Raw genomic sequence first — 22,314 nt, 5'->3', positions numbered from 1 at the left:
CTCCCGTCCCATGCTCACAGACGAGAAAATCAATCTCCTCGCTCGCGTAGCACGTACGCCGAACCCGAATGCTTCGCGCGAAGGCGCGCGCGCGCTGGAAGCATCCAGCGATCGCTCGATCCTGCTCCTCGCAGCGGCGTCGTACGGCTCCAAGCCGTCGGACGAGGCGACGGTACCGACGGGCTTCGACCCGCACGCGGCCGTGCTGTTCGAGGCAATCGTCGAGGGCGCGTACCTGGTCGCGACGGCCGACGGGATCTTCGACGACGAAGAGCGTGGCGCGTTCGAGCGGATCGTGACCGCGGCGTGCGGTGGATCCGTTCCCCAGCGTCACGTGGCGGATCTCGTCGCCGACCTCGCCGATCAACTCGCCGAGGACGGACTCGAGAGTCGCCTCTCACGCCTCGGCGTCGGGCTCGCACGAAAAGAGCACGCCGAGGAGGTTTTACGCATCGCCGCGCTCATCGCGCAGGTGAGCGACGACGTTAGCGACGTCGAGCGCGCGCTCCTCGAGAAGCTCGCAGCGGCGTGCAAGCTAGGGGACGGCGCAGTGGATGCGGCCCTCGACGAAGTGAAGTCGGCACTCGCGAGCTGAGGTTAGTCCCGAACGCGCTCCTGCGCCGTCGTCGGGAGGCGCGGGATCACCAGCACGGGAATGTCGAAGTCGTGCACGACCTTCTCCGCCTCCGAGCGGAAGAGACCGTGGACGTCCGCCGAGAGAACGACGAGCGTTGCTCCCCACCGGCGTGCTTCGTCGCGAATCACGCGCGGCGAGCGTGCCTCGACGGCCGCGACGACGTCCACGCGTTCGGGGTAGCCGGGCACCACGTTGCCGAGGAAGCGACGTAGACGTTGCTCGGCTTCGGCGCGCCAGTCGCCGAGGACTGCCGGGCTTCCGAGTCCGCCGAGAAACTCGTCGGTGCCGTCACTCTGGGCGGCGTGGAAGAGGCAAACCTCGGCTCGGATCGATCGCTGCAGCGCGAGCGCCACACCGACGGCACGATGCGACTCCATCGAGAAGTCGACGGGGACAAAAATACGCTCGAGGATGCTCCTCGCGCGACCGACGGAAGGCTCGGGAACCTGCGGAGAGTGCATGGATGGGGCCTCGCGAATCGGGGAGCGCACGCTGCGCCCGCCGATCGCTCGTGATGCAAGCTGCGCACCGCTTGCCGGCGCCGTTCAGCTCGCGTCGTGGGCCATGCGGAAGAGATCGGCCTCGGCCTCTCGACCGGCGCTGCGCGCTTCGGCTTCCAGCAGCTTCAACGTTTCCTTGTGCTTCGGCAGGAGCTCGTCGCGTCGATCCGGCGGAGCGTCTTCGAGGCGTGCCGAGAGGAGCGCGAGAAGCTCCATGCTTCGTCCGAGTCGCGAGAGGAGCAGGACGAGCTCGTCGACGGCGGCATCGTTCGTCGGATCGGCCTGGACGGCGCGCGTGAGCGATTCGATACGCTCCTCCGCCTGCGCCTCGTCGAGTTCGGGGGGGGCGGGCCGTTCGAAGGCGGGCTCGAGCTCCACGAGAGGCAGACCAGGGAGGCCGGGCTCGAGGATCTGCGTGGCCTCGACCGACTCGACGGGGAGGGGAGCAGGCTTCAGGCCGGCGATGCCGGCGATCCGCTCTCCGAGATCGCGATAGAGCGCGAGGAGCGGCTCGTCTTTCGGTGAAATGGCGAGGGCCGCGCCGGCGTGGCGCTGCGCGGCGTGGAGATCGCCGCGCGAAGTTTCGAAGTTCGCGGCCTCGACGAGCCACGGGAGGGCCGCGGGATCGTGACCGGCGCGCTCGCGCAGACGGGCGAAGGCGAGCGATGCACCGGCGAAGTCACCGAGCACGCTGCGCAGTCGTCCTTCGAGTCCGCGAGCAGCGATGGCTTCCTTGGCTTCGTCGGGGATCGCGCGAAGGCGCGCCACGGCCGCCGGCCGATCGCGAAGCTGCTCGCCGAGGATGCGCGCGAGCTCGAGTTCCATCCACGCGGTGGCCTCGCCGCGAGCTCCAGCCACTTCGATGGCGTGTGCGAGCAGCGCGGCACCGCGCGCGTGACGACCTTCTTGCGCGAGCGCGACGCCGAGCCCGGCAAGCGCCGCGGGATCGTCCGGGCGATAGAGCAGTGCGCGTTCGTAGAGATCGGCTGCGGCATCACCGAGGCTGACGCTTCGATAGAGATCGGCGCCTCGGCGGAGCACGTCGAGGCGCTCGCGCGTGCCCTCGGCCATGGCCTCGAGCTCCTGCAGGTCGGCCTTGGCTTCTTCGAGGCGTCCGCCCTCGAGGCGTCGTCGCGCGCGCTCCCAGCGCAGTTCGGCGAGTCGGGGCGCACGCGCCACGGCCTCGTCGAGCCACGAGAGCGCGTCGTAGGGATCCTTGGTGACGTGCGCGGCGGCGGCATGCGTCAGAGCGCTGACCACGTGCGAAGGTTCGCGTTCCGCCGCGCGCAAGAACGAAGCAATGGCCGAGGACGGATCGCCCGCTTCGAGGGCGAGCTCTCCAGCGAGCGTCCCGAGATGAAGGCGCTCCGCCCCGGCTGCTGCGCGAAGGGTTGCCAGCGCCGCTTCGGCGCGCTTGCCCGCGAGACCATCGATCTCGGCGATGCGCCGCGCGATCTCCGGATGCCTCGGCGCGCGCTCGAGTGCCGCCACGTCGAGTGCGCGAGCCCGCCCGAAATCCCCGGCGAAACGTGCATTGTCGCCTTCGCGTACGAGCGCCGCGACCTCCGCAGCGAGGGTGGCTTCGGGCTCGATCTCGACGGGCGCGCCGTCGCGCACCAGGACGAACACGAGCACCCCGTCGGCTTCACCGGTGCCGCCCAGGCGAACGTCGTCGCCCGAGGGGGCCCGCACGCCGGCTTCGGGCAAGAGCCTCCTCACGAGCTGCGTGGTGGGCTTCGAGAGCACGAAGCGGGAGCCCTCGCGCGCTGCGGTGCTGCCGAGGAGCGTGGCCATCGCTCGGAGCGCGAGTGCGCTCGGCGGGGAGGTGAGGTTGGCGCCGCGCGCGTCGTGCACGACGACGACCAGATCGTCTCCGCTCGTGAGCAGCGATGCCTCGAACGCCAAGGCCGCGACGTGCGCGTGGGCAGCCGCCTTGGTGGTTCGGCCCGAGACGGTGATGGTCACGCCGAGACGACGTGCCTCCACGGATACGGACGATGGCCCGGCGGAGAGCAGGCCGCGAAGCTTCGGCTCGGCCCATCGCGCGAGCTTGCGCGTGTCGAGCTCGACCGTGAGGCGTTCGAGCTCTCCGCGCTTGTGACGGAACTTGGCGACCCCGCCGCTCACGTCGAATGGGAAGCGAACGTGGGGGAGGCGGACGACGAGCTCGCTGACGTCCAGGCACTCGAGGCGCGCCGGCCTCGCGAGCTCGAGGCCGAGCCCATCCTTTCCGATGGCCAGCCGAAGCGCGACGTTCGCGTTCTCCCGATCGATCGACGGCGCAGCCCCCTCGTCACGCGCACCTCCGGCCGGTCGCGCGGCACGGGCCGGCGAGACGGGCGGAGAGGGACGGGGACCGACGGATCGCGTCACGGTGCCAATCGTAGCAATTCCCGCCCGAACTTCGCCGCTTTTAGGCGGAAGCGCGCGCCGGGGCCCCGGGAAAACCGCTGGTTTTGGGCGGGAGAAGGCGCTCGACGCCTCGGCTCCCATTGGCTAGACCAGCGGGCGATGTCGATTGACGACGTGCTCGGCCCGTCCTCGCCGCTCGCCCGTCGTCTCGAGGGTTACGAGCTCCGCGAAGGGCAGCTCGCGATGGCAAGGGCCGTCGAGCGCGCTCTCGGGAATGACTCCCACCTGTTCGTGGAGGCCGGCACCGGCACCGGCAAGACGCTCGCCTATCTGCTCCCCGCCGTGCTCAGCCAGCGCAAGGTCGTGATCTCGACCGCCACCCACGCGCTCCAGGAGCAGATCTTCGAAAAGGACCTGCCGCTCGTCCGCGAGGTGCTCGCCGAGCACGGCATCGAGTTCCGCGCGACCCTGATGAAGGGGCTCTCGAACTACCTCTGCAAACGACGCTTCGACGAGCGCCTCCGCAGCGGCGAGCCCGTCTCGGCTCAGCTCGCCCAGGTGGAGCGATGGGCCCTCGAAACGCGTTCGGGCGATCGCGCCGAGCTCACCATGCTCGAAGAGAACTCGCCCGCCTGGCGCGACGTGGCCTCGTCCACCGAGACGCGCGTAGGTGCAGGTTGCAAGTATTACGACGAGTGCTTCGTCACCCGCATGCGGCGCGAGGCGGACGAGGCGAACATCGTCGTCGTCAATCATCACCTGTTCTTCGCCGATCTCGCGCTCCGAACCGGCAAGAACGCGGGCTACGGCGGCGCGATTCCGGCCTACGACGCGGTGATTTTCGACGAGGCACACCAGATCGAGTCCGTCGCCACGGACTTCTTCGGCGTGCGCATCTCCACCTCGCGACTCGATGCGCTCGTCCGTGACGCACGGCGTGCAGTCATGGCCGCCAAGCTCCTCGACTCCCGGTCGATGGCCCTCGTCGACGACCTCGAGTTCGCCGGTCGAGTGTTCTTCCAAGCCTGGCAAAAGGCCGGTGCGCCGGCCGCCGTCCGCCGACGCAACGGCAGCGGAGGAGGCGAGGAGAGCAAGCGCCTCCTCAATGCGACCGACTGGACGTCCGAGCGTCGTGACGCCGTCGGTCGTCTCGACACCGTTCTCTCGGCGGTCGCCGCGTTCGCCGAAGCTCACGAGCGGGACGATGCCGTGAGCGTGCTGGCTCGACGCGCCGGCGATCTGCGTGTCGACCTCGCGCGCATCCACGCCACGTCGCGTGAGGAGGAACGGCATTGGGAGCCGGACGAGCCGCTCGCGGGGGCGCTCCAGAAGGCCACGGAAGGCTTCTCCGGGGGCGTCGTCTGGATCGACGCGCGCGAACGTTCGGTGTCGCTCGGCGCAAGTCCCGTCGATCTCGGTCCCACCTTGCGCGAGCGCCTGTTCGAGCGCGTGCCGAGCGTCGTGTGCACGAGCGCCACGCTGGCGACGTCGACGCACGCAGGTCCGAGCTTCCACTTCGCCAAGAGCCGGCTCGGTGCGCTCCCCGAGTCGGAGGAGCTTGTCGTGCCGTCGCCGTTCGACTTCGAGAAGCGCGCGGCCTTCTACGTCGCCGAAGATCTGCCGGAGCCAACGGAAGCCGGCTTCGAAGAAGCCTGCGCGAACCGCGTCGCCGAGCTCGCCGCGATCACAGGCGGCGGCGCGTTCGTGCTCTGTACGAGCAACCGTGCGATGCGCCGCATCCACGAGGAGCTCCACGGACGTGTTCCAGGCCCGCTCTACGTGCAGGGCGATGCGCCGAAGCACGTGCTGCTCGAGCGCTTCCGCGCGTCCGGATCGGCAACGCTCGTCGCGACGATGAGCTTCTGGGAAGGCGTCGACGTCCCGGGACGCGCGCTTCGTCTCGTGGTGATCGACAAGATTCCGTTCGCCGTGCCGAGCGATCCGGTCGTGGCAGCGCGCTCGGCGCGCATCGAAGCCGAAGGCGGAAACCCGTTCACGCAGTACTCCGTGCCGAGCGCTGCGATCACGCTCAAGCAAGGCTTCGGTCGACTCATTCGCACGAAGCGAGACTCAGGCGTGGTTGCGCTCCTCGATCGCAGAGCTGCACGACGTGGCTACGGTCGCGTGCTGCTCGGCAGCTTGCCGACAGCGCGACGCGTCCGGACCGTCGAGCAAGTGCGGTCGTTCTGGCAGGACCTCGACGGCGAAGAGGACGAGCTCTTCGAGCCCGTGCCCGAAGGGGTGTGACGGCGAGCTCCTTACTGTGCTACGCAGGCGGCCCCAACACATCGGAAGGGACCGTGCCATGAGCGAGATCACCGCCGTCATCGCCCGCGAAATCCTGGATTCGCGAGGCAACCCCACCGTCGAAGTCGAAGTCCAGACGACGAATGGTCACGGCCGGGCTGCCGTTCCCAGCGGCGCCTCCACGGGCGAGCACGAAGCCATCGAGCTGCGCGACGGAGACAAGAAGCGCTTCGGCGGCAAGGGCGTGCAGAAGGCCGTCGAGAACGTCCTGCAGACGCTCGGCCCGAGCGTCATCGGCCTCGACGCCCTCGACCAAGCCGAAGTCGACCGCGTGCTCTGCGAAGCAGACGGTACGCCCAGCAAGGGCAAGGTCGGCGCGAACGCCATCCTCGGCGTCTCGATGGCCGTCGCTCGCGCAGCTGCAGACACCGTCGGTATCCCGCTCTGGCGCTACCTCGGTGGTGCGAACGCGCGCGTGCTTCCCACGCCCCTCATGAACGTGGTCAACGGCGGGGCTCACGCGGACAACGGGCTCGAGATTCAGGAGTTCATGATCGTCCCCGCGGGCGCGAGCTCGTTCGCCGAGGCGCTCCGCGCCGGCGCCGAGATCTTCGCCACGCTCAAGAAGAACCTGAAGGACAAGGGCCTCACCACCGCCGTCGGCGACGAAGGTGGTTTCGCTCCGCGCCTCGGCTCGAACGAAGAGGCGATCTCGGCGCTCGTGAAGGCGATCGAGGACTCCGGCTACAAGCCCGGCAAGGACGTCTATCTCGCGCTCGACTGCGCGGCGAGTGAGTTCTTCGACAAGAAGGCTGGAAAGTACACGTTCGACAAGAAGCCGCTCAGTGGTGCGGAGCTCGTCGCGACGTACGAGAAGCTCTGCGAGAAGTACCCGATCCTCTCGATCGAAGACGGCTGCGCGGAAGACGACTGGGACACCTGGAAGCTCCTCACCGACAAGATCGGCAAGAAGGTGCAGCTCGTCGGCGACGACCTCTTCGTCACGAACGTCGAGCGCCTCAAGCGCGGTATCGACGGCGGCTACGCCAACGCGATCCTGATCAAGCTGAATCAGATCGGCACGCTCACCGAGACCTTCGATGCCATCCGCATGGCGACGGAAGCCGGCTACCGCAGCATCATCAGCCACCGCTCGGGTGAGACCGAAGACACGTTCATCGCCGACCTCGCCGTCGGCACGAACGCCGGCCAGATCAAGACGGGCAGCCTCTCGCGCTCGGATCGCGTCGCGAAGTACAACCAGCTCCTTCGCATCGCGTTCGAGCTCGGCACCGGCGCCGTCTACGCGGGCAAGCGTCCGTTCACGCGCCCCGGCGCCTGATCGTTTCTCGTACGTCGTGATGGATGTGCCGTCGTGCGGGGGCGTGTAGGCGCCCCTGCTCGACAGGCCGTTTCTCGGCGGAGGATCGCAGTTTCGGCGTCCAGCCGGGCTGGATTCCTTTCACTGCGCTTACTTGCTTCGGCCGTAGCGAATTGCCGTTGTAGTCTGTCGCTTGGGCGGTCGACGCCCGCGCGATGAAATCGATCGAGGAACTGCTCAAGAACCTCGCGCGCCCGGAAGTCGTCGAGTTCGGGCTCGTGACGAACCGGCTGCCGAGCGTGAATATCGGCGGCAAGTTCGAGCCGGTGGACGACGAGGCGCCGACCACGGAAGCCGTGCTGCGGATGCTCGTCGTCATGGGCGGAAGTCGCCACGTCGACTCGCTCACGGACAAGCCCGCACAGTGGACCACGCGCCTCGATGGCGTGGGCGTGATCTCGGTCGCGGCGATCGTGCGCCAGGACGTGGTGCAGGCGCGCTTTACCGTCGCGCGACGCGATCCGGTCCGCTCTCAGCCGAAGGCCGAACCACTCACGCCGAGCGTCGAGGCGCCGAAGCCCGCGCCCGTGAAGGTGGAGACGCCGAAGCCGGCGCCCGCGAAGGCGGAGCCGACGCCGTTCGACATTTCGAAGCTGCCGCCCATGCGTCCGCCGATGCCGACGCAGGACGGGCCTCCGCCTGCGCGGACCGAGAGTGATGCAGCCACCGCCGCCAGGCTCGCGGCGCGTGCGAACGCGTCGATCATGCAGACCCAGCCCGGGACGGGCGAGCCGGTCGTCCTCGCGCGAACGAAAGCCACGGAGCCGTCGGCCGCGCCGCTGACGCCGATCGCCGTCGAATCGCGCGAGCCCGAGGTGGTCGAAGTTTCGTTCGTCGACATTCCCCTAGAGGAGCTCGACGCTCTCGACGACGACGGTTCGGAAGCGACGACCGATCCTCCGCCGCCGCACTACAACACTGTTCCGGTGCCGCCCATGCCCGACGCGCCGGCCGATGCGATGCCTGCGGCCGACGAATGGGAGGAAGACGACGACGACGAACCGACGCTGCAGACAGCGGCGCCGCCGGTGTCGCCGCCGGTGTCGCCGTCGCTGCTTCCAGCTGCTCCGACCCATCCGCCCGCACCGCTTGCGTCGGTGCCTTCGGCTCCCTCCTCGGATCCGAAGCCCAAGCCCGCGCGGAAGGCTGCCCCGAGCGCATCGGATATCGAGCAGCCGCCGTCGGCGGTGCGTGCGGTGTCGGCGCCCGTCCCGCGCGTCGACGTCGAGCCTGGTGACGGCGATGGCGCGGACGTGGAGATCACCCAGTCGCTGAAGGGCTCGCCACCGCCCGAAGGGGTCGAGTCGAGCGGCGTTCGCTCGCCCGCGGAGATTCCCGAGAACGACCGGCCGCGTGGCGACGGGCCGCTCGATTCCTTCCTCGCGCTCGCCGTGGGTGCGGGCGCCAGCGATCTCCATATCGTCTCGGGCCGGCCACTGCTCCTGCGGCTCGGCGGCGATCTGGTTCCGCGTACGCGTACCATCACGACCGAACACGTGGAGCGGCTCACCCGCGACCTCGTTCCCGCCGCCGCGCGCGGGCAGCTCGATCTCGAAGGCTGCTGCCAGTTCGCGCTCGAGCGTGCGCCGCATGGGCGTTTCCGCGTGCACGTTTCCAAGCACCGCGGCGGGTTCAAGATCACGATGCGAATCGTGCCTCGTGAGGTGCCTTCGCTCGCCGCGCTCGGCTTGCCCGAAGCGCTTGCGAGCCTCGCGCGGCTGCACCGTGGCCTCGTGCTCGTGACCGGACCGGTCGGCCACGGCAAGACGACCACGGTTGCATCGCTCGTCGACGTGCTGAATCGAGAGAGCGCGCGGCACATCCTCACCATCGAAGACCCGATCGAGTTCGTGCATTCGGGTAAGCGTTCGATCGTGACCCAGCGTGAAGTGTCCACGCACGCACGCTCGCGGGCGGCGGCGCTCGCGGCGTCGCTCCACGAAGACGTCGACGTTCTCGCGCTGGGCGAGATCTCCGACCTCGCATCGGCTCGTCATGCGATCGCTGCCGCTGACAACGGCACACTGGTCCTGGCGACGGTGACCTGCCTCGACGCGGGCGCCGCCGTCGACCGTATCGTCGACTACTTCCCCGTCGAGGAGCGCGCCGAGGCGCGCGCGCGGCTCGCCGGCACGCTTCGCCTCGTCGTCGGCCAGCGTCTCGTGCCCGGAATCGAGCGCACGAGGATGCACGTGGCGATCGAGGTTCTCCCGTCCTCGATGGCGCTGTATCAGCTCGTGCGCAGTGGAGAGACGGCGCGCATCGCGAGTCTCGAGTCTCGAGGTCGATCGGCGTTCGTGCCGAAGCTCGAAGAGTCGCTTACCGAGCTCGTTCGCGCAAAGAAGGTCTCGCTCGAGGCCGCCCGTGCGTTCGCGATTCTTCCCGATGAGTCGCCCGAGGCCGCGTCGGGGCTCGAGAGGATGGGCTGATGCCCAAGATCGACCTGTTTTTCGACGAAGTCCTGCAGCGCGGAGGAACCGACCTGCACCTCGGCGGCGGAAGCATGCCGATGGTGCGCGTCCAGGGCGAGCTCGTGCCTCTCGGTGATTCCGCGCTCGAGCCGAACGAGGTCGAGGCGCTGGTCTTCGAGCTTCTCGGCCCAGCCGAGCGCGAACGGTTGGACGCCGAGCTCGGTGTCGAGTTCGCCATTCCCCACAAGGAAGCGGGGCGGTTTCGCGCCAGCGTTTTCCGGCGTTCGGGCGGCATCGGCGCCGTCTTCCGTCATGTTCCGCGAATGCCGACGAAGCTCGACGACCTGGCATGTCCGGACGCTCTCGCGCGAGCCGTCTCACGCCGGTCGGGGCTCGTCCTTCTCGCGGGCGGTCCGCGGACGGGCAAGTCCACGCTGCTCGCCGCGCTCGTCGAGCTCGTCAATCGAACGCGTGCGTGTCACGTCCTCACCGTGGAGCGCCCCATCGAGTTCGTCCACACGGCCGCACGCGCGCAGATCACGCAGCGCGAGCTGGACACGCACGTTCTTTCGCAAGCCGCCGCTTTGCGCGGAGCGCTTCGCGAAAATGCCGATGTCGTCGTCGTTTCTGAGCTCACCTCGGTCGATGCCGCAAGGGCCGCGTTCGACTTGGCCGCGTCGGGCATTCTCGTCGTCGCCAGCGTTCGCGCGAGCGATACGGTGACGGCGCTGCGTCAGCTCGCGAGTGGCACGACGGCCGAGGAGTCCGCGTCCTTGCGCAAGGGCCTCGCGTCGACGCTCGCGGTGATGGTGACGCGGCGGCTCGTGCGGACGGCGGACGGAAAGAGCCGCGTGCCGGCACACGCCGTGCTCGTCGGGCCGCCCGCGCGCGAGTTGCTCCAGGAGGGGCGCTTCGGAGAGCTCGCTGCCCTGATGGAAGCGAGCCACGCGCAAGGCATGCAGACCATCGATACCGCGCTCGAGAGGCTCGTCGCGCAAGGACGCATCACGTTCGAGGCGGCGCTCGAAGAGGCGTTCGACAAGGAAGCGTTCGCGCGGCTCGTCGGGCGCCCGCCCGCGTCGACCAACTAGAGCGGCGCTCTAGCGCTCGTCCGCGAGGCGTGCGGCGAGCGCTGCCGTGTCGGCGACGGTGATGCGGTCCGCGCTGGCGTCCACGACGATGCCGTAGGGGCTGGCGATCTCGAGGACCGCGCTCGACGCGATCCCGAGGGCCTCGAGCTCGTTCACGAGGTCGCTCCACCTCATTGTCCGCGACGAGGGCGAGCCTCCGACTTCACCCCAGGTCACGAGCTGCATGAGCACCTGACGCGCGATTCGCGAGGGCGAATGGCCGCGCGAAGGCGTCGCGGCTCGGCTCTTCGTATCGACCTCGCGAAAACGAACGGCGAGGGACTTGAGGAGCGTCGCCATCCAAGGTTTGAGGGCCGCGACCTCCTGCTCGAGGATCTCCGACGTCACCACGAGGACCGTCGTCTCCTCCGCAGCGACGACGGTGGCCGTGCGTGGCCCTTCGGTGAGGATGGTCATTTCCCCAAAGACGTCACCGGGGCCCATCGAGCTGACGACCTCGCGCCCTTGCGGCGAGCTTCGGACGACGTCGCAGCGCCCACTCACGACGATGTAGGCGGCGTGTCCGTGCTCGCCTTCGCGGACGATCTCTTCGCCCGCAACGAATGTTTGCTGCGGAAAATCGGCACCGCCGCGCATGAACCGGACGAGGTCGGCGCGCAGCGCGGCGATGCTCGGATACCGCTCGGCAGGCTCCGCGGCCATCGCACGGAGGATGATCCGTTCGAGCTCGGGAGGGACGGCGCCTTCGCCCACCACAGCGCGAGGCGGGGGGAACGTCCCCAGCGCGGCGAGGCGCAGCGTCTCGAGGCGATCGACGCTCGCATAGGGCGGCCTTCGCGTGACGATCTCGTAGAGCATGGCTCCCACGAGGAAGACGTCGGAGCGAGTGTCGAGCGAGGCGCGATCGCCGCGCGCTTGCTCGGGGGACATGTAGCCTGGCGTTCCGATGACGGTGTTGCCCGTCGACGAGATGGGCATGCGGGCAACCTCGTCGATGGAGGCCGGCGCGCGCTCGCTCGTGGCGTGTCCAGCGCTCGACGTCGACGCGGGCGACATCTCGGTGGACACGAGGCGGGCGATGCCCCAATCGGTGAGGTAAACCTGCCCGAACTCGCCGACCATGACGTTTGCCGGCTTGACGTCGCAGTGGATGACGCCGCGGCTATGGGCGAACGCCAATGCGTTACAGACCTTGGTGACGACGTCGAGCAGTGAGTAGAGGGTCGCCGTGTCGATGGGGCCCTTCGGGAGCGCGCGAATGAGCGCACCGAGCGGCTGCCCTTCGATGAGCTTCATCGCGAAGTAGAGATGATCGGGGCTGCTCTCGCCGATGTCGTAGACCGGCACGATGTGCGGGTGATCGAGAAGCGCCGTGAGGCGAGCTTCGCGCAGGAACATCCGCACGGCGGAGTCCGTGCCGCGCAAGTGCGGGTGCAGGGTCTTGATGGCGATGCGCCGATCGAGGGCGCGGTCGACGGCGACTTCGATGGTGCCCATGCCACCGGCGGCGACGCGCTCCTGGATGGCTAGTCGTTCGTGCGAGGGCTTCTTCACCTCGCCGAGGAGCGAGTCCACCGTTGCCGTCGATGCCACGATGCGCTCGCGCGGTGCGCCGTCAGCCGTGCCCGAGCCTGTCGTGATCGTCGGAAGCGGTGGTTGGGAGTCCGCAGCAGCTCCGAACGCCGTCTTCGCAGGCGCAAGAGGGCCCGGCACGACGAGCGTATCGGTACGGCGGCGTTCAGGCGCCGCGCTGCGCGCATCTTTCATCCCAGATTTGCCAGTATACCCGTCCTTCGGGGATAGAGTGTCGCCGTGAGTTCCACTCGCCGTTCGCTCGCGCCTGGGCTTTGTCGTCTCGCCCCTGCGCTTTTTCTCGCGGTTCTTGTGCCCGCGCTTGCGGCGTGCGAGCGTTCCCGACCTCCGGAGCCCACGCCCGCCCCGCCCCCCAAGCCCCCGGCGAGCGCATCGAACGCGGCGAACCTGCCTGCGAAGGCGGCAGCTGCGCCGCCTTCCGTACCTTTCGCGGGGGCCGTGCCCGCGCCCGAGCGCATCGTCGCCATCGGCGATCTCCACGGCGACTTCGAGGCCGCGCGAAAGGCGTTCCGCCTTGCCGGAGCGACCGACGCCAAGGACGAATGGATCGGCGGCAAGCTCGTCGTCGTCCAAACGGGTGACGAGATCGATCGTGGCGACGACGATCGCAAGATCCTCGACTGGGTCGAGAAGCTCAAGGGTGACGCCGAGAAGGCAGGTGGCGCCGTCGTGGCCCTCGTCGGCAACCACGAGATCATGAACGTGCAGTTCGACTTCCGCTACGTCACGGACGGCGCGTTCACGTCGTTCGACGGCTCACAGGCTCCGAATCCGCAGGTGTCGACGGCGCTCGCGGGGATGGAGGCGCGTTCACGAAGTCGCGCCTATGCATTCGCCCCCGGTGGGGCCTATGCGACGATGCTCTCGCGACGGCCCGTGGTGGCCCAGGTGGGCGGCACCGTCTTCGTCCACGGTGGTGTCTTGCCGAAGCACGTTGCGCTCGGGCTCGACAAGATCAACGAGAACGCGAAGCAGTGGCTGCTCGGCAAGGATCCGACGCCGCCGCGCGCGCTCGTCTCCGAAGACGGCCCGCTCTGGACGCGCATGTATTCCGCAGCGCCGGGCCGCGAGGAGTGCGCGATGCTCGGCGAAACGCTGAAGAGCCTCGACGCGAAGCGCATGGTGATGGGGCACACCGTGCAGCGCGGTGGCATCAGCCAGGCCTGCGAGGGCAAGGCTTGGCGCATCGACGTGGGCATGTCGCGCTTCTTCGGTGGCTCCGTCGAGGTACTCGAGATCAAGGGCGACACGGTCAACGTCCTCAAGGGAAGCTGACCGTCGTCCTAGGACGAGATCTCGGTGCCGCTCGTGACGGCGGACGAGCCGTCGTCGACGTCTCGCTGGAGCGCGCCAATCAGTCGAACGATCTGATCCACGTTGCGGACCGACGCTTCCGGTTCGTCGGCGCGTGGAAGGTGAGGGTAGTGCCCACGGTTGATTGACCAGTGCAGGTTCGCCTGGTCGAAGCCCGACTCCCGCTGAGCGCGAGCCACCGCGTCGAGTGGTACCGTCGGGTCTTCGGTTCCGCAGAGCCACTTGCAGCGGCGCATGTCTTCGCCGGCGACGGTGGGGGCCTTGCGCCAGTAGCGGGCGAAGGCTCCGAGCGTTGCGAAGGGATAGACCTTCACGTTGGCCAGTGCGTCGACTTGCCAGCGGGGATCGAGCGCCTCGACGGCGTTCTGAATCTTGCTCGATACGATCGGTCTGACGGCCCACTCGAGGAGCTTTGCGTGCTTCTCGAGGACCGATACGCCGAGCGTATCGAACTGCCACTGGCGATTCGCGAACGCGACGATGGGCGTGACCGCGAGGCGGTTCGTGGTCGGCCCGAGCTCGTCGTCCGTCATCGACAGGAGCGGTACGGTGAGAATCGAATGGCCGACGATGGTGGTCGGGATCGGCCGCACGCCGAGCAGCTCGAGCCACGCCAGGATTCCACTCATCTGCTGTCTCGGCGTGCGATACGCGGTGCCCGGCGGATTCTCTTGGTACCTGCTCTCCTGGAAGCCGAGAAACTCCGCGGTCAGGACTGCCGTTTGAGCACGATCGCGGAGCACGGCGCGTGCGATGTGCGACCAGGAGCGACGCGAATACATCATGCCCGGAAGCATGACGACGAGACCGCGAGCACGCGCGAGCGCTTCGGGCGTGGTGGGCGTGCCCAGGCGATCCGTTCGCGTGAACAGCGACCAGCCTAGGTTTTCGTAGCCGGAAACCCGTCGAAAGGCCTCCGTGCGCTCCGCGTCGATTCCGCTGCGTTCGACGACGTCGACGAGCGAAAACCGCGCCTCCTTGATCAGGGCCGAGTGATCGACGACGGACGACGCGGCCGTCACCCACGCGAACGGCTCGGAGCGGCGGAGCGGTTCGGCGATCACCGTCGGCGCTGGATAGGCCGACAAGTCGATCGCGCCGAGCGCATCGACGAAGTCCGACACGCGTGAAAAACGTTCTTTCGGGTTCTCCGCCAGCGCTCGCGCGAGGACGTCGCGCAGGGCGTTCGGGAGCGCGCTCGGCCAGTCGCGAAACGCATCTTCCCCGATCGGCGGGAGCGTGCGCCCGGTGAGCATCTGGAGCAGCGTCCGCGCGAGCGCGTACTGATCCATCGACGGATGGGGAGGGGCCTTGGCCGCCTGTTCGGGCGGCATGTACTCGATCGTTCCAGCGCCACGCAGGGCCTCGTCGCCCTCGAGCGTGGCGAGCCCGAAGTCGGCGAGGAAGGCGTTGTCGTTCGTGTCGACGAGGATGTTGCTCGGCTTGACGTCACGATGGACGACGTCGTTCGAGTGTGCGTAGTCGAGCGCCGAGCCCACCTGGACCGTGATGCGGATCGCGAGACGGGGTTCGATGGGCGTCTGCAGGCGCTGCTCGAGGTCCGTGCCCTCGATGAGCGCCGAGACGATGTAGTCGTCGCCGAAGGCGAAGGCCGAGGCGATGTGCTCGTGCCATAGGCGTGCAAGGGTTCGCGTCTCCTTGACGAACTGAGCGCGCGCCGCCGGGCTCGCGGTCTTGTGCAGGACCTTGATGGCCGCGCGCTCGTTCGAGACCTCGTGGCAACCCTCCCAGACCTCGCTGAAGCTCCCCGTTCCGAGCCGCAAGAGCAGTCGATAGCCCGCGATCGTTCGGGTCTCCGCGCCTCGCGTCTCCGTCGTCGCTTCGCGTGACGTCATGATTCCGGCACGGCTATTCCGCTGGGAATCCCGTCAAGAAGATGCGCAGTGCCTTGCCCATGAGGAACATGCACTCGTAGGAGCCGAACGAGATTTGCGCTCGCTCACCGAGCTCGACGCGCGTCTTCTGCGCAATTCGGAGGCCGTTGACGAACGTTCCGTTCGTTGCCCCCGTGTCGGTGAAGGCCCAGGCACCGCTCTCGTCCTTGTTGAAGTAGCCGTGCATCTTCGAGACCTGCGGATGCGACAGGTGTAGGTCCGTCGCGCGCGTGCGGCCAACGCTGATGTTGTCGGGGTAGATACCGCCGGGCCGCTTGCGAATCGGCAGGAGCTCGAGTCGGTCCGCCGATCGGGGCAGCGTGGTGGGCCCCGCCACCTGAGGCGCCATGCGCGTGCGGAAGGCTCGCCTCTGTTCGTCGTCGGCGTCCGAAGGAACGAAGACGAGAACGGGATCAGGGTACGCCTGGACGAATTCCGTCTCGGACAACGAGTGCGCTCGGGCGATGTACGCGTGGAGCATGATCCGGAGCTCTACCGGAGGTTACACCACGACCAACGACGCAACCAAGGCCCCGCGGCGGGAGCGAGATGCTCTCACTTCGATGGCGTAAGGGTGACGCGCTGCGCCTCTACGGCCCGGATGAAGCTCGGATGAACGCGTCAGCGCTTCGCGGAAACGAGCCAGGTAGCCGTCGGCACACTCACGCCATCGGCCGCGCTCGCATACGGTCGAAGGGCTTCGCGGACGGCCGCGGCCACGGGCTCGCGGGGCACCTCCGGAGCGGCGCGAAGGGCATGCGACGTGGGACCGGTCTCGAGCGAGAACTCGACCGCTTCGTCGAGCGTGTCACCGAGCGAGATGTTCCGATCGAGCGGGGAGATCACGACGTCCGTGAAGCCCGCGCCTTCGAGAATGCGCTTCAGGCGATCGGGGTCGGCAAACGCAAAGGGGCCCGGCGCACCGGGCACCGGCGGCTCCATCGGCGGCAGAAACGGCTTCGCCGCGGCGAGGGGAGCGCTCATGCCGGCGTTCTCGGCGAGGGCTCGCCAGCAGATGAACGCGACGCGCCCACCGGGCTTGAGTGCGGTGGCAAGGTTCCGGAACGCCGCGTGCGGATCCGGAAAGAACATCGTTCCGAACGCCGAGTGCAGGAGGTCGAACGTGGGGTCGAAGCGCGTCGTCGCGGCGTCGTCGAGCTCGACGGCTGCGGCGACGCCGGCGGCTTCGATGCGTTCTTTGGCGCGCGCGAGCATGGGCGCCGAGATGTCGACGCCCAGCACGTGCCCGGCCTTTCCGACGGCCTTGGCGAGCGTGAGCGTCGTGCCTCCGCAGCCGCAGCCGACGTCGAGCACGTGCTCGCCGGGGCGTGCGGCCGCGAGATCGAGAGCGGCCTCACGCAAGGGACCGAAGACCTTCTCCAGCACGTGAGCGAGGCTCGTCCAGCGCTCGCCCACGGGGCCGTTCCAGTAGGTCTTCGGATCCGTACTCACGCGGTCACCGCTCTCGGCGCGGCTTCACTTGTCGCGTCCCTCGCGCTCGAGGAACTCGTCGTAGGTGCCGCCGAAGTCGACGATCTCGGCGCCCTTGCCGTTGCCCTTCGGGCGGAGCTCCACGATGCGCGTGGCGAGCTCGCTGACGACGTGGCGGTCGTGCGACACGAAGATGATCGTGCCGTTGAAGCCCTTGAGGCCGTCGAGGAGACCTTCGATCGACTCGATGTCGAGGTGGTTGGTCGGCTCGTCGAGGATGAGGACGTTGTGCTTGAGGAGCACGAGCTTCGCGAGGAGCAGACGCGCGCATTCGCCGCCCGACATCGTCGCCGCTTGCTTGAGGCCGGCTTCGCCGCTGAAGAGAAGCTTGCCGAGCGTGCCGCGGACTTCCTCCTGCGGACGAAGCTTGTCCCACTGGTAGAGCCACTGGAACGCGTTCATGCCGGCCGCCGTGCGGTTCAGCGCTTCGTGCGTGTCCTGCGCGAAGTAGCCGACCGACGTCTCGTGGCCCCAGCGAATTTCACCGGTCTCGGACTGCAGGCCGTCGTGCTTCGTGTCCTCGTCGAGGCCGGCAAAGCCACCGACGATGAGCTTGAGCAGCGTCGACTTGCCGATGCCGTTCGGACCCGTGACGGCGATCTTGTCGCCGCGGTTCACGTTGAACGACACGTTGTCGTAAACGACGATCTCCTTGCCCTTGTCGTCGTGGAACGTCTTGGAGATGCCTTCGAGGCGGACGACGTCGCGGCCCGACGGCTTGTCGAACTCGAAGCGGATGAAGGGGCGAACGAGGCTCGAGCGCTTGGGGCCGCGCGATTCGATCTCTTCCTTCAGCTTGTCGATCTGCTTCACGCGCGACTGCGCCTGCTTGCTCTTGCTGGCGTGCGAACCGAAGCGCTGCACGAACTCCTGGAGCTCGGCGACCTTCTTCTTCGCGGTGGCAGCCTGGGCGGCGGCGCGCTGGTTGTTCTCGTACTTCGCGTCGACGAAGTCGGCGTAGTTGCCGGTGTAGACCGTCACGGTGCCGTAGTCGACGTCCGCGATGTGCGTCACGACCTCGTTGAGGAAGTGGCGGTCGTGGCTGACGACGACGAGCGTGCCCCTGAACTCCTGGGTGAGGAAGTGCTCGAGCCACCGGATCGACTCGAGGTCGAGGTGGTTGGTCGGCTCGTCGAGGAGCAGAACGTCGGGCTTGCCGAAGAGAACCTGCGCGATGAGGACGCGCAGCTTGTAGCCGCCCGCCAGCGAGTTCATCTTCGACTCGTGCTTGTCGGTCGGGATGCCGAGACCGACGAGAAGCTCGGCGGCCTCGCTCTCGGCCATGTAGCCGTTCTCTTCGCCGATCGTGCCCTCGAGCTCACCGAGGCGGATGCCGACGGCGTCGGTCATCTCGGCGGCATAGAGTCGCTCTTTCTCCTGCATCGCGTCCCACAGGGTCTTGTTCCCCATGATGACGGTGTCGAGGATGCGCTCCTGATCGTACTCGAAGTGGTTCTGCTTGAGGACGCCAAGGCGGAGGTTACCAGGGATCGTGATCGATCCCGTATCGGTGTCCTCGTTCCCCTCCAGCATCTTGAGGAGGGTCGACTTACCGGCGCCGTTGGCCCCCGTCAGGCCGTAGCGCTTGGCGGGGTCGAATTGCATCGAGACGTTCTCGAAGAGGATCTTCGGACCGAATCGCTTGGTGACTTTATCGAGGACGATCACGGGCCGTCCTTACCACGGAATGCAGCAACGCGTCAGGGCACCATTCCCGCCGCAAGCTCAGGGGTAGAGGGCGTCCGTCCGGCGCCGGGTCATCGGGAAGCGCCTATCGAAGTTCTCACCGAAGGCTGAGACGTACAGTGTGGGCCGGATGACGGGAAAACAGCCGCGTATTCGGGTTGGGCCTCTTTTTGCTCGCGGGCTCCGAAGCCAAGTAGTCTGGTCGACAGAAGGCCGTTGAAAGATCCTTCCTTCTACGTCGCCAGCCTCCTGGAACTTGCGAGTGCCACCCCGAACGATCGGCGGGTGCTCTGGCGCCAGGCGATGGCTGCTCTCTCCCGTACGAGTGCGGACGGCGGGCCCGGTCCGCTCGAAGGGCTCCATCCGGACGTCCTTCTGAAGGGCGTGCAGGTCGCTCTCGAGGGCGGCCTCGTCGACGATCTCGACTGGCTCGCGCCGCAAGCGGCGGGCGTTGCGCTCTACTCACTCGCCGCGGCGCTGCCGGTCGGCTCGGAGCAACGCGAGCTGGGGCGTCGCGTTCTGTCGCGCATGCTCGCTGCGAACGCCGAGACCTTCACCGCGATGGCCACCATCATGGCGCAGACCGCGGGCAAGGGCCTGTCGAGCCCCGCGATTCGTGCGCGCGTCGCCCTCGTCTGCGAGCTGCCGGTCAGTCACGGCATCGCCGACGGGCCGCTCGCCCTCGCGCTCGTCAGCCGTCGTGAGTATGCGCGCGAATGGGTGGCGACGCCGTCGACGCGTTCGCTTCCCGCGCGCCGATTGGCGGCGAAGATCCTCGAACGCGCTGCTCGTGAAGCCGCGCGCCGCGCGCAGATGGGCGACGCCCACGCGCTTCGTGCCTTCGCATCGGACACCGTGCGCGGTGCCTACGTGCGCTTGCTCGCCGATCGCGAGTCGCTCGTGTGGCGCTACGTGGCCGTCGCGCGAGGGCTTTGTGCCCCGTGGATGCCGGAGCTGAAGCAACAGATTCTCGATGGTTTGCGCGAAGCCTTGAGCCCCACCGAGTGGCGTCGTGCAACCGCGTCGCTGGCGGCGCTCGCGGCGGTCCAGCCGGGCGAAGCGTTGAAGATCATGCAAGGCCTCGTGAAGCGCGGATTCTTCACGCTCGAAGATCCGGCGAGCGCGTCGGCCTTCGTGTGGGGAATTCCGCGGGCCATCGAGGCCGAGCCGGAGGCGGCGACCAAGCTCCTCGATCTGCTGCTCTCGGTCGCCACGCCGGAGGTCGGTGAGGCCATTGGCGAGCTGCGTTTCGAATACGGCGCATCCAGGGCCGTGGAGCGCGCGGCGGCGAAGGCGCTCGAGCTCGTTCGGTCCGAGAAGGCGAAGCCGCGCGGTGGAGACGACGGCGCGGATGCCCTCCATCACGAGATTGCGCGCGACCTCGAAGGGAGCCGGCGAGAAGACGAGCCGCTCCGCGTCCAGGCATCGATGGCGCTCGATGCGTTTGCCACCGAGGGCGCGCTTGGTGCCTACACCCGGGCACGCGACACCGTGATGGCCGCGCGCGGCGGTATGGATGCGCTCGCGGCGGTCGCCCGAGACGACGATGCCGAAGGGCGCACCGGGTCGATGGCGCGGCGAACGTCGATGGCCGTTCTCCGCGATCTCGACGCGGCGCTGCTCGAGAGGCCCATCGTGGCCGACTTGCTCAAGCTCGGAGGTTCCACCGAGCAGGTGCGCGGCGTCGAAGATGCACTCGATGCGATTCGTGAGCGCCTCGCCGAGTGGATCGTGGCCTGCGAGACGCCCGATGAGGTCTCCGCGCCCGGCATGAACCCGCGGCACGCCACGCTGCGCCTCAGGCGCCTGCGTGCGCTCCTGCATCTCGTCGATGGCGATCTCGGCGAAGGCGCCACCATGTCCGAGCCGGTGTCTCGGCCGCGCGGCGAAAGCGGGGAGGGGGCCGACGTTCAGCGCGCGAAACGACTTCGCGCTCTCTGGCTGCGCACCGTCAAAGCGCTGCTCGAGCATTTCGACCAGCAGCCCGCACCCGTCCTCAAGCGAACCCTCCTGGCGGCCCTCGCGCGTGCGCTCGACGCGCTCGTACGGCTCGGCGTGTGCGACGTGGTCGATGCGCTCCTGGTTCTCGCGCAGCGCATCAAGACCACCGAGGAGTTCGACACGCTCGCCGAAGCGTCGATGGACCCCGATCTGCGCCACGTGCTCGTGCGCTATGCGCAGTTCCTGCGTGAAACCGACGGGCAGAAGCCGATCGCGAAGAAGCCCTCCGATCCGAAGGACTCGGTCTATCCCCCGTCCATCGCGCCTCCACCGGGCTCACCCACCGAGCAGCGGCTCAAGGCATTCGAGGAGCTGGCGAACGAGCTCGCGCCGGAGGCATCGGCGCGAAGCGAAGCCCTGCGTACCGTGTTCGTCCGCCTGCACGCGGCGCTCGTGTCGATCGTGCATGCGGGCTCGCTTCGTGCGCTCGCGACCTCCGACGCCTCCGATCCCGACGTGCTCGGCAACGTGGAGACCTGGGCCTCGGCCCTCGTGCAGATGAGCGTGGGCGCGCGCGGGCGGCTCGACCCCGAGCTTCCGACGATGGCGCTCTCGCCGCCGCAGCCGAAGCTCCTCAGCATGGTTGTCTCGCGGGTGCTCGCAGGCGCGGAGCTCTCGCTCGTCGAGGAGGCGCTCGGGCCGGCGATCGACGAGCTCATGACGGGCTTGCCGGTCGGCATCGCGCGTCTCGTGGCGAGCATTCTCTGGTCGCTCGTCGAGCTCCCCATCGAGCGTCCTTCGCGCGCCGGCGTGGCCATGATGGTGGGCGAACAGCTGCCGGCGTGGCTTCCGGCGCGTCGTACGATCGGCGGGTTCTACGTCGTGCGCGCCCTCGGCGTGGGCGGCACCGCGTCGGTGTTCGTCGTGAATCGCGTCGAAGATCGGCACGAGCAGGGGGCGGAGCGTTTCGCCCTGAAGGTGCCCGACTACACGGCAACGGCGGCGCGTTCGGTCTCGCAAGACGAGTTCCTCAAGCTGTTCCGCGAGGAGGCTTCGGCGCTCATCATGCTGCCGAACCACGTCAATCTCGCGCGCTTCGTCACGTTCGACCTGGCGGCGCGACCGCTGCCGATCCTGGTCATGGAGCTCGTCGAGGGCGTGACGCTCGAGCGCGTGATTGGGTCGCGCACGTTCGACATGAAGCGGTGCCTCAAGGCGCTCGACGACGTGCTGGCCGGCCTCGTGGCGATGCACTCCGTCGGGCTCGGTCACCTCGACCTCAAGCCGTCGAACGTCCTCCTTCGTCGCGGCGAGCAGGCCGTCCTCGTGGACTTCGGGCTCGCCGGGCGCAAGATCCGTCCGGGCTGCGGCACTGGTCCGTACGGGTCACCCGAGGTCTGGGGGGTCGTTCCCGACAACGTCGTGCCGTCGCCGATGGCTGCGGACATCTATTCGTTCGGCTGTCTCGCCTTCGAGATGCTGACCGGCAAAGTCCTCTTCGACGCGCCGAACGAGGTGACCCAGATCACGATGCACGTCTCGCACGACGGCGCGCCCCTCCCGATGCGTTCGCTCATCGCGAACCCCGAGGTCGGTCCACTCGCCGAAGTGCTCGTGCCCACGCTTCGGCGCGATCCGCGTCATCGCCCGACGGCCGAAGAGCTCCGCAATGACATCCGAGCGGTGGCCTCGATGGTCGAAGAAGCGCGCTGGCCCGTCTCGCTCGGCGGTAACCGCGCTGAGTGAGGTCCGCGCCTCCGGCCTCGGAACGCGTG

At 68.2% G+C, this 22,314-nt stretch carries 14 protein-coding genes; 7 read left to right on the top strand and 7 right to left on the bottom strand.

The annotated features are described in order from the left end of the window. Positions 1-10: 10 nt before the first annotated feature. Positions 11-595 (top strand): tellurite resistance TerB family protein, encoded by a 585-nt coding sequence (locus tag AKJ09_RS43870; protein WP_146653817.1) that lies wholly within the window; start codon positions 11-13, stop codon positions 593-595. Between the two features lie 2 nt (positions 596-597). Here the strand turns inward: AKJ09_RS43870 and AKJ09_RS43865 are convergent, their stop codons facing one another. Beyond that, a complete protein-coding gene (locus AKJ09_RS43865; protein ID WP_146653816.1) occupies positions 598-1,098 on the bottom strand; it encodes a universal stress protein in 501 nt (166 codons plus the stop codon). An 84-nt stretch (positions 1,099-1,182) separates the two neighbouring features. Then, positions 1,183-3,510 (bottom strand): hypothetical protein, encoded by a 2,328-nt coding sequence (locus AKJ09_RS43860; RefSeq protein WP_146653815.1) that lies wholly within the window; start codon positions 3,508-3,510, stop codon positions 1,183-1,185. A gap of 138 nt (positions 3,511-3,648) precedes the next feature. On the opposite strand from AKJ09_RS43860, the gene AKJ09_RS43855 reads away from it, so the two are divergent. From AKJ09_RS43855 to AKJ09_RS43840, 4 genes are all read left to right on the top strand, one after another. Then, positions 3,649-5,736, top strand: a complete 2,088-nt coding sequence (locus tag AKJ09_RS43855) for an ATP-dependent DNA helicase (RefSeq protein ID WP_146653814.1) — start codon at positions 3,649-3,651, stop codon at positions 5,734-5,736. Between the two features lie 58 nt (positions 5,737-5,794). After that, entirely contained in the window at positions 5,795-7,078 is a 1,284-nt protein-coding gene (gene eno / locus AKJ09_RS43850; protein ID WP_146653813.1) for a phosphopyruvate hydratase, read from the top strand. Positions 7,079-7,272: 194 nt separating this feature from the next. After that, positions 7,273-9,546 (top strand): ATPase, T2SS/T4P/T4SS family, encoded by a 2,274-nt coding sequence (locus AKJ09_RS43845; protein WP_146653812.1) that lies wholly within the window; start codon positions 7,273-7,275, stop codon positions 9,544-9,546. Beyond that, positions 9,546-10,619 (top strand): type IV pilus twitching motility protein PilT, encoded by a 1,074-nt coding sequence (locus tag AKJ09_RS43840; protein WP_146653811.1) that lies wholly within the window; start codon positions 9,546-9,548, stop codon positions 10,617-10,619. Before AKJ09_RS43845 ends, AKJ09_RS43840 begins: the two co-directional genes overlap by 1 nt. Positions 10,620-10,628: 9 nt before the next feature. On the opposite strand, the gene AKJ09_RS43835 is transcribed toward AKJ09_RS43840, so the two are convergent. Next, positions 10,629-12,386 carry a protein kinase domain-containing protein gene (locus AKJ09_RS43835; protein ID WP_146653810.1) on the bottom strand — a complete coding sequence of 586 codons (1,758 nt, stop codon included), beginning with the start codon at positions 12,384-12,386 and terminating at the stop codon, positions 10,629-10,631. A gap of 45 nt (positions 12,387-12,431) precedes the next feature. Here AKJ09_RS43835 and AKJ09_RS43830 point away from each other — a divergent pair, with 45 nt between their 5' ends. Next, positions 12,432-13,487: a metallophosphoesterase gene (locus AKJ09_RS43830; protein WP_146653809.1), complete on the top strand. Its 1,056-nt coding sequence runs from the start codon at positions 12,432-12,434 to the stop codon at positions 13,485-13,487. 8 nt (positions 13,488-13,495) lie between these two features. On the opposite strand, the gene AKJ09_RS43825 is transcribed toward AKJ09_RS43830, so the two are convergent. The 4 genes from AKJ09_RS43825 to AKJ09_RS43810 form a co-directional block, all read right to left on the bottom strand. Continuing rightward, positions 13,496-15,382: a serine/threonine-protein kinase gene (locus AKJ09_RS43825; RefSeq protein ID WP_146653808.1), complete on the bottom strand. Its 1,887-nt coding sequence runs from the start codon at positions 15,380-15,382 to the stop codon at positions 13,496-13,498. 13 nt (positions 15,383-15,395) lie between these two features. Then, positions 15,396-15,902, bottom strand: a complete 507-nt coding sequence (locus AKJ09_RS43820) for an FHA domain-containing protein (RefSeq protein WP_146653807.1) — start codon at positions 15,900-15,902, stop codon at positions 15,396-15,398. Between the two features lie 140 nt (positions 15,903-16,042). After that, the gene (locus tag AKJ09_RS43815) at positions 16,043-16,873 is read right to left on the bottom strand and encodes a class I SAM-dependent methyltransferase (RefSeq protein WP_146653806.1); all 831 of its coding nucleotides are present in this window, start codon (positions 16,871-16,873) and stop codon (positions 16,043-16,045) included. A gap of 24 nt (positions 16,874-16,897) precedes the next feature. After that, positions 16,898-18,580 (bottom strand): ABC-F family ATP-binding cassette domain-containing protein, encoded by a 1,683-nt coding sequence (locus AKJ09_RS43810; protein WP_240488828.1) that lies wholly within the window; start codon positions 18,578-18,580, stop codon positions 16,898-16,900. 234 nt (positions 18,581-18,814) lie between these two features. Between AKJ09_RS43810 and AKJ09_RS43805 the strand changes: the two genes are divergently transcribed. Continuing rightward, positions 18,815-22,285 (top strand): serine/threonine-protein kinase, encoded by a 3,471-nt coding sequence (locus AKJ09_RS43805; RefSeq protein WP_146653805.1) that lies wholly within the window; start codon positions 18,815-18,817, stop codon positions 22,283-22,285. Positions 22,286-22,314: the final 29 nt, after the last annotated feature.

The sequence above is a fragment of the Labilithrix luteola genome (assembly GCF_001263205.1).
Lineage (GTDB): Bacteria > Myxococcota_A > Polyangia > Polyangiales > Polyangiaceae > Labilithrix > Labilithrix luteola.
The sequence above is the reverse complement of the archived record's forward strand: the minus strand, read 5'-3'. Positions and strand labels throughout refer to the sequence as shown.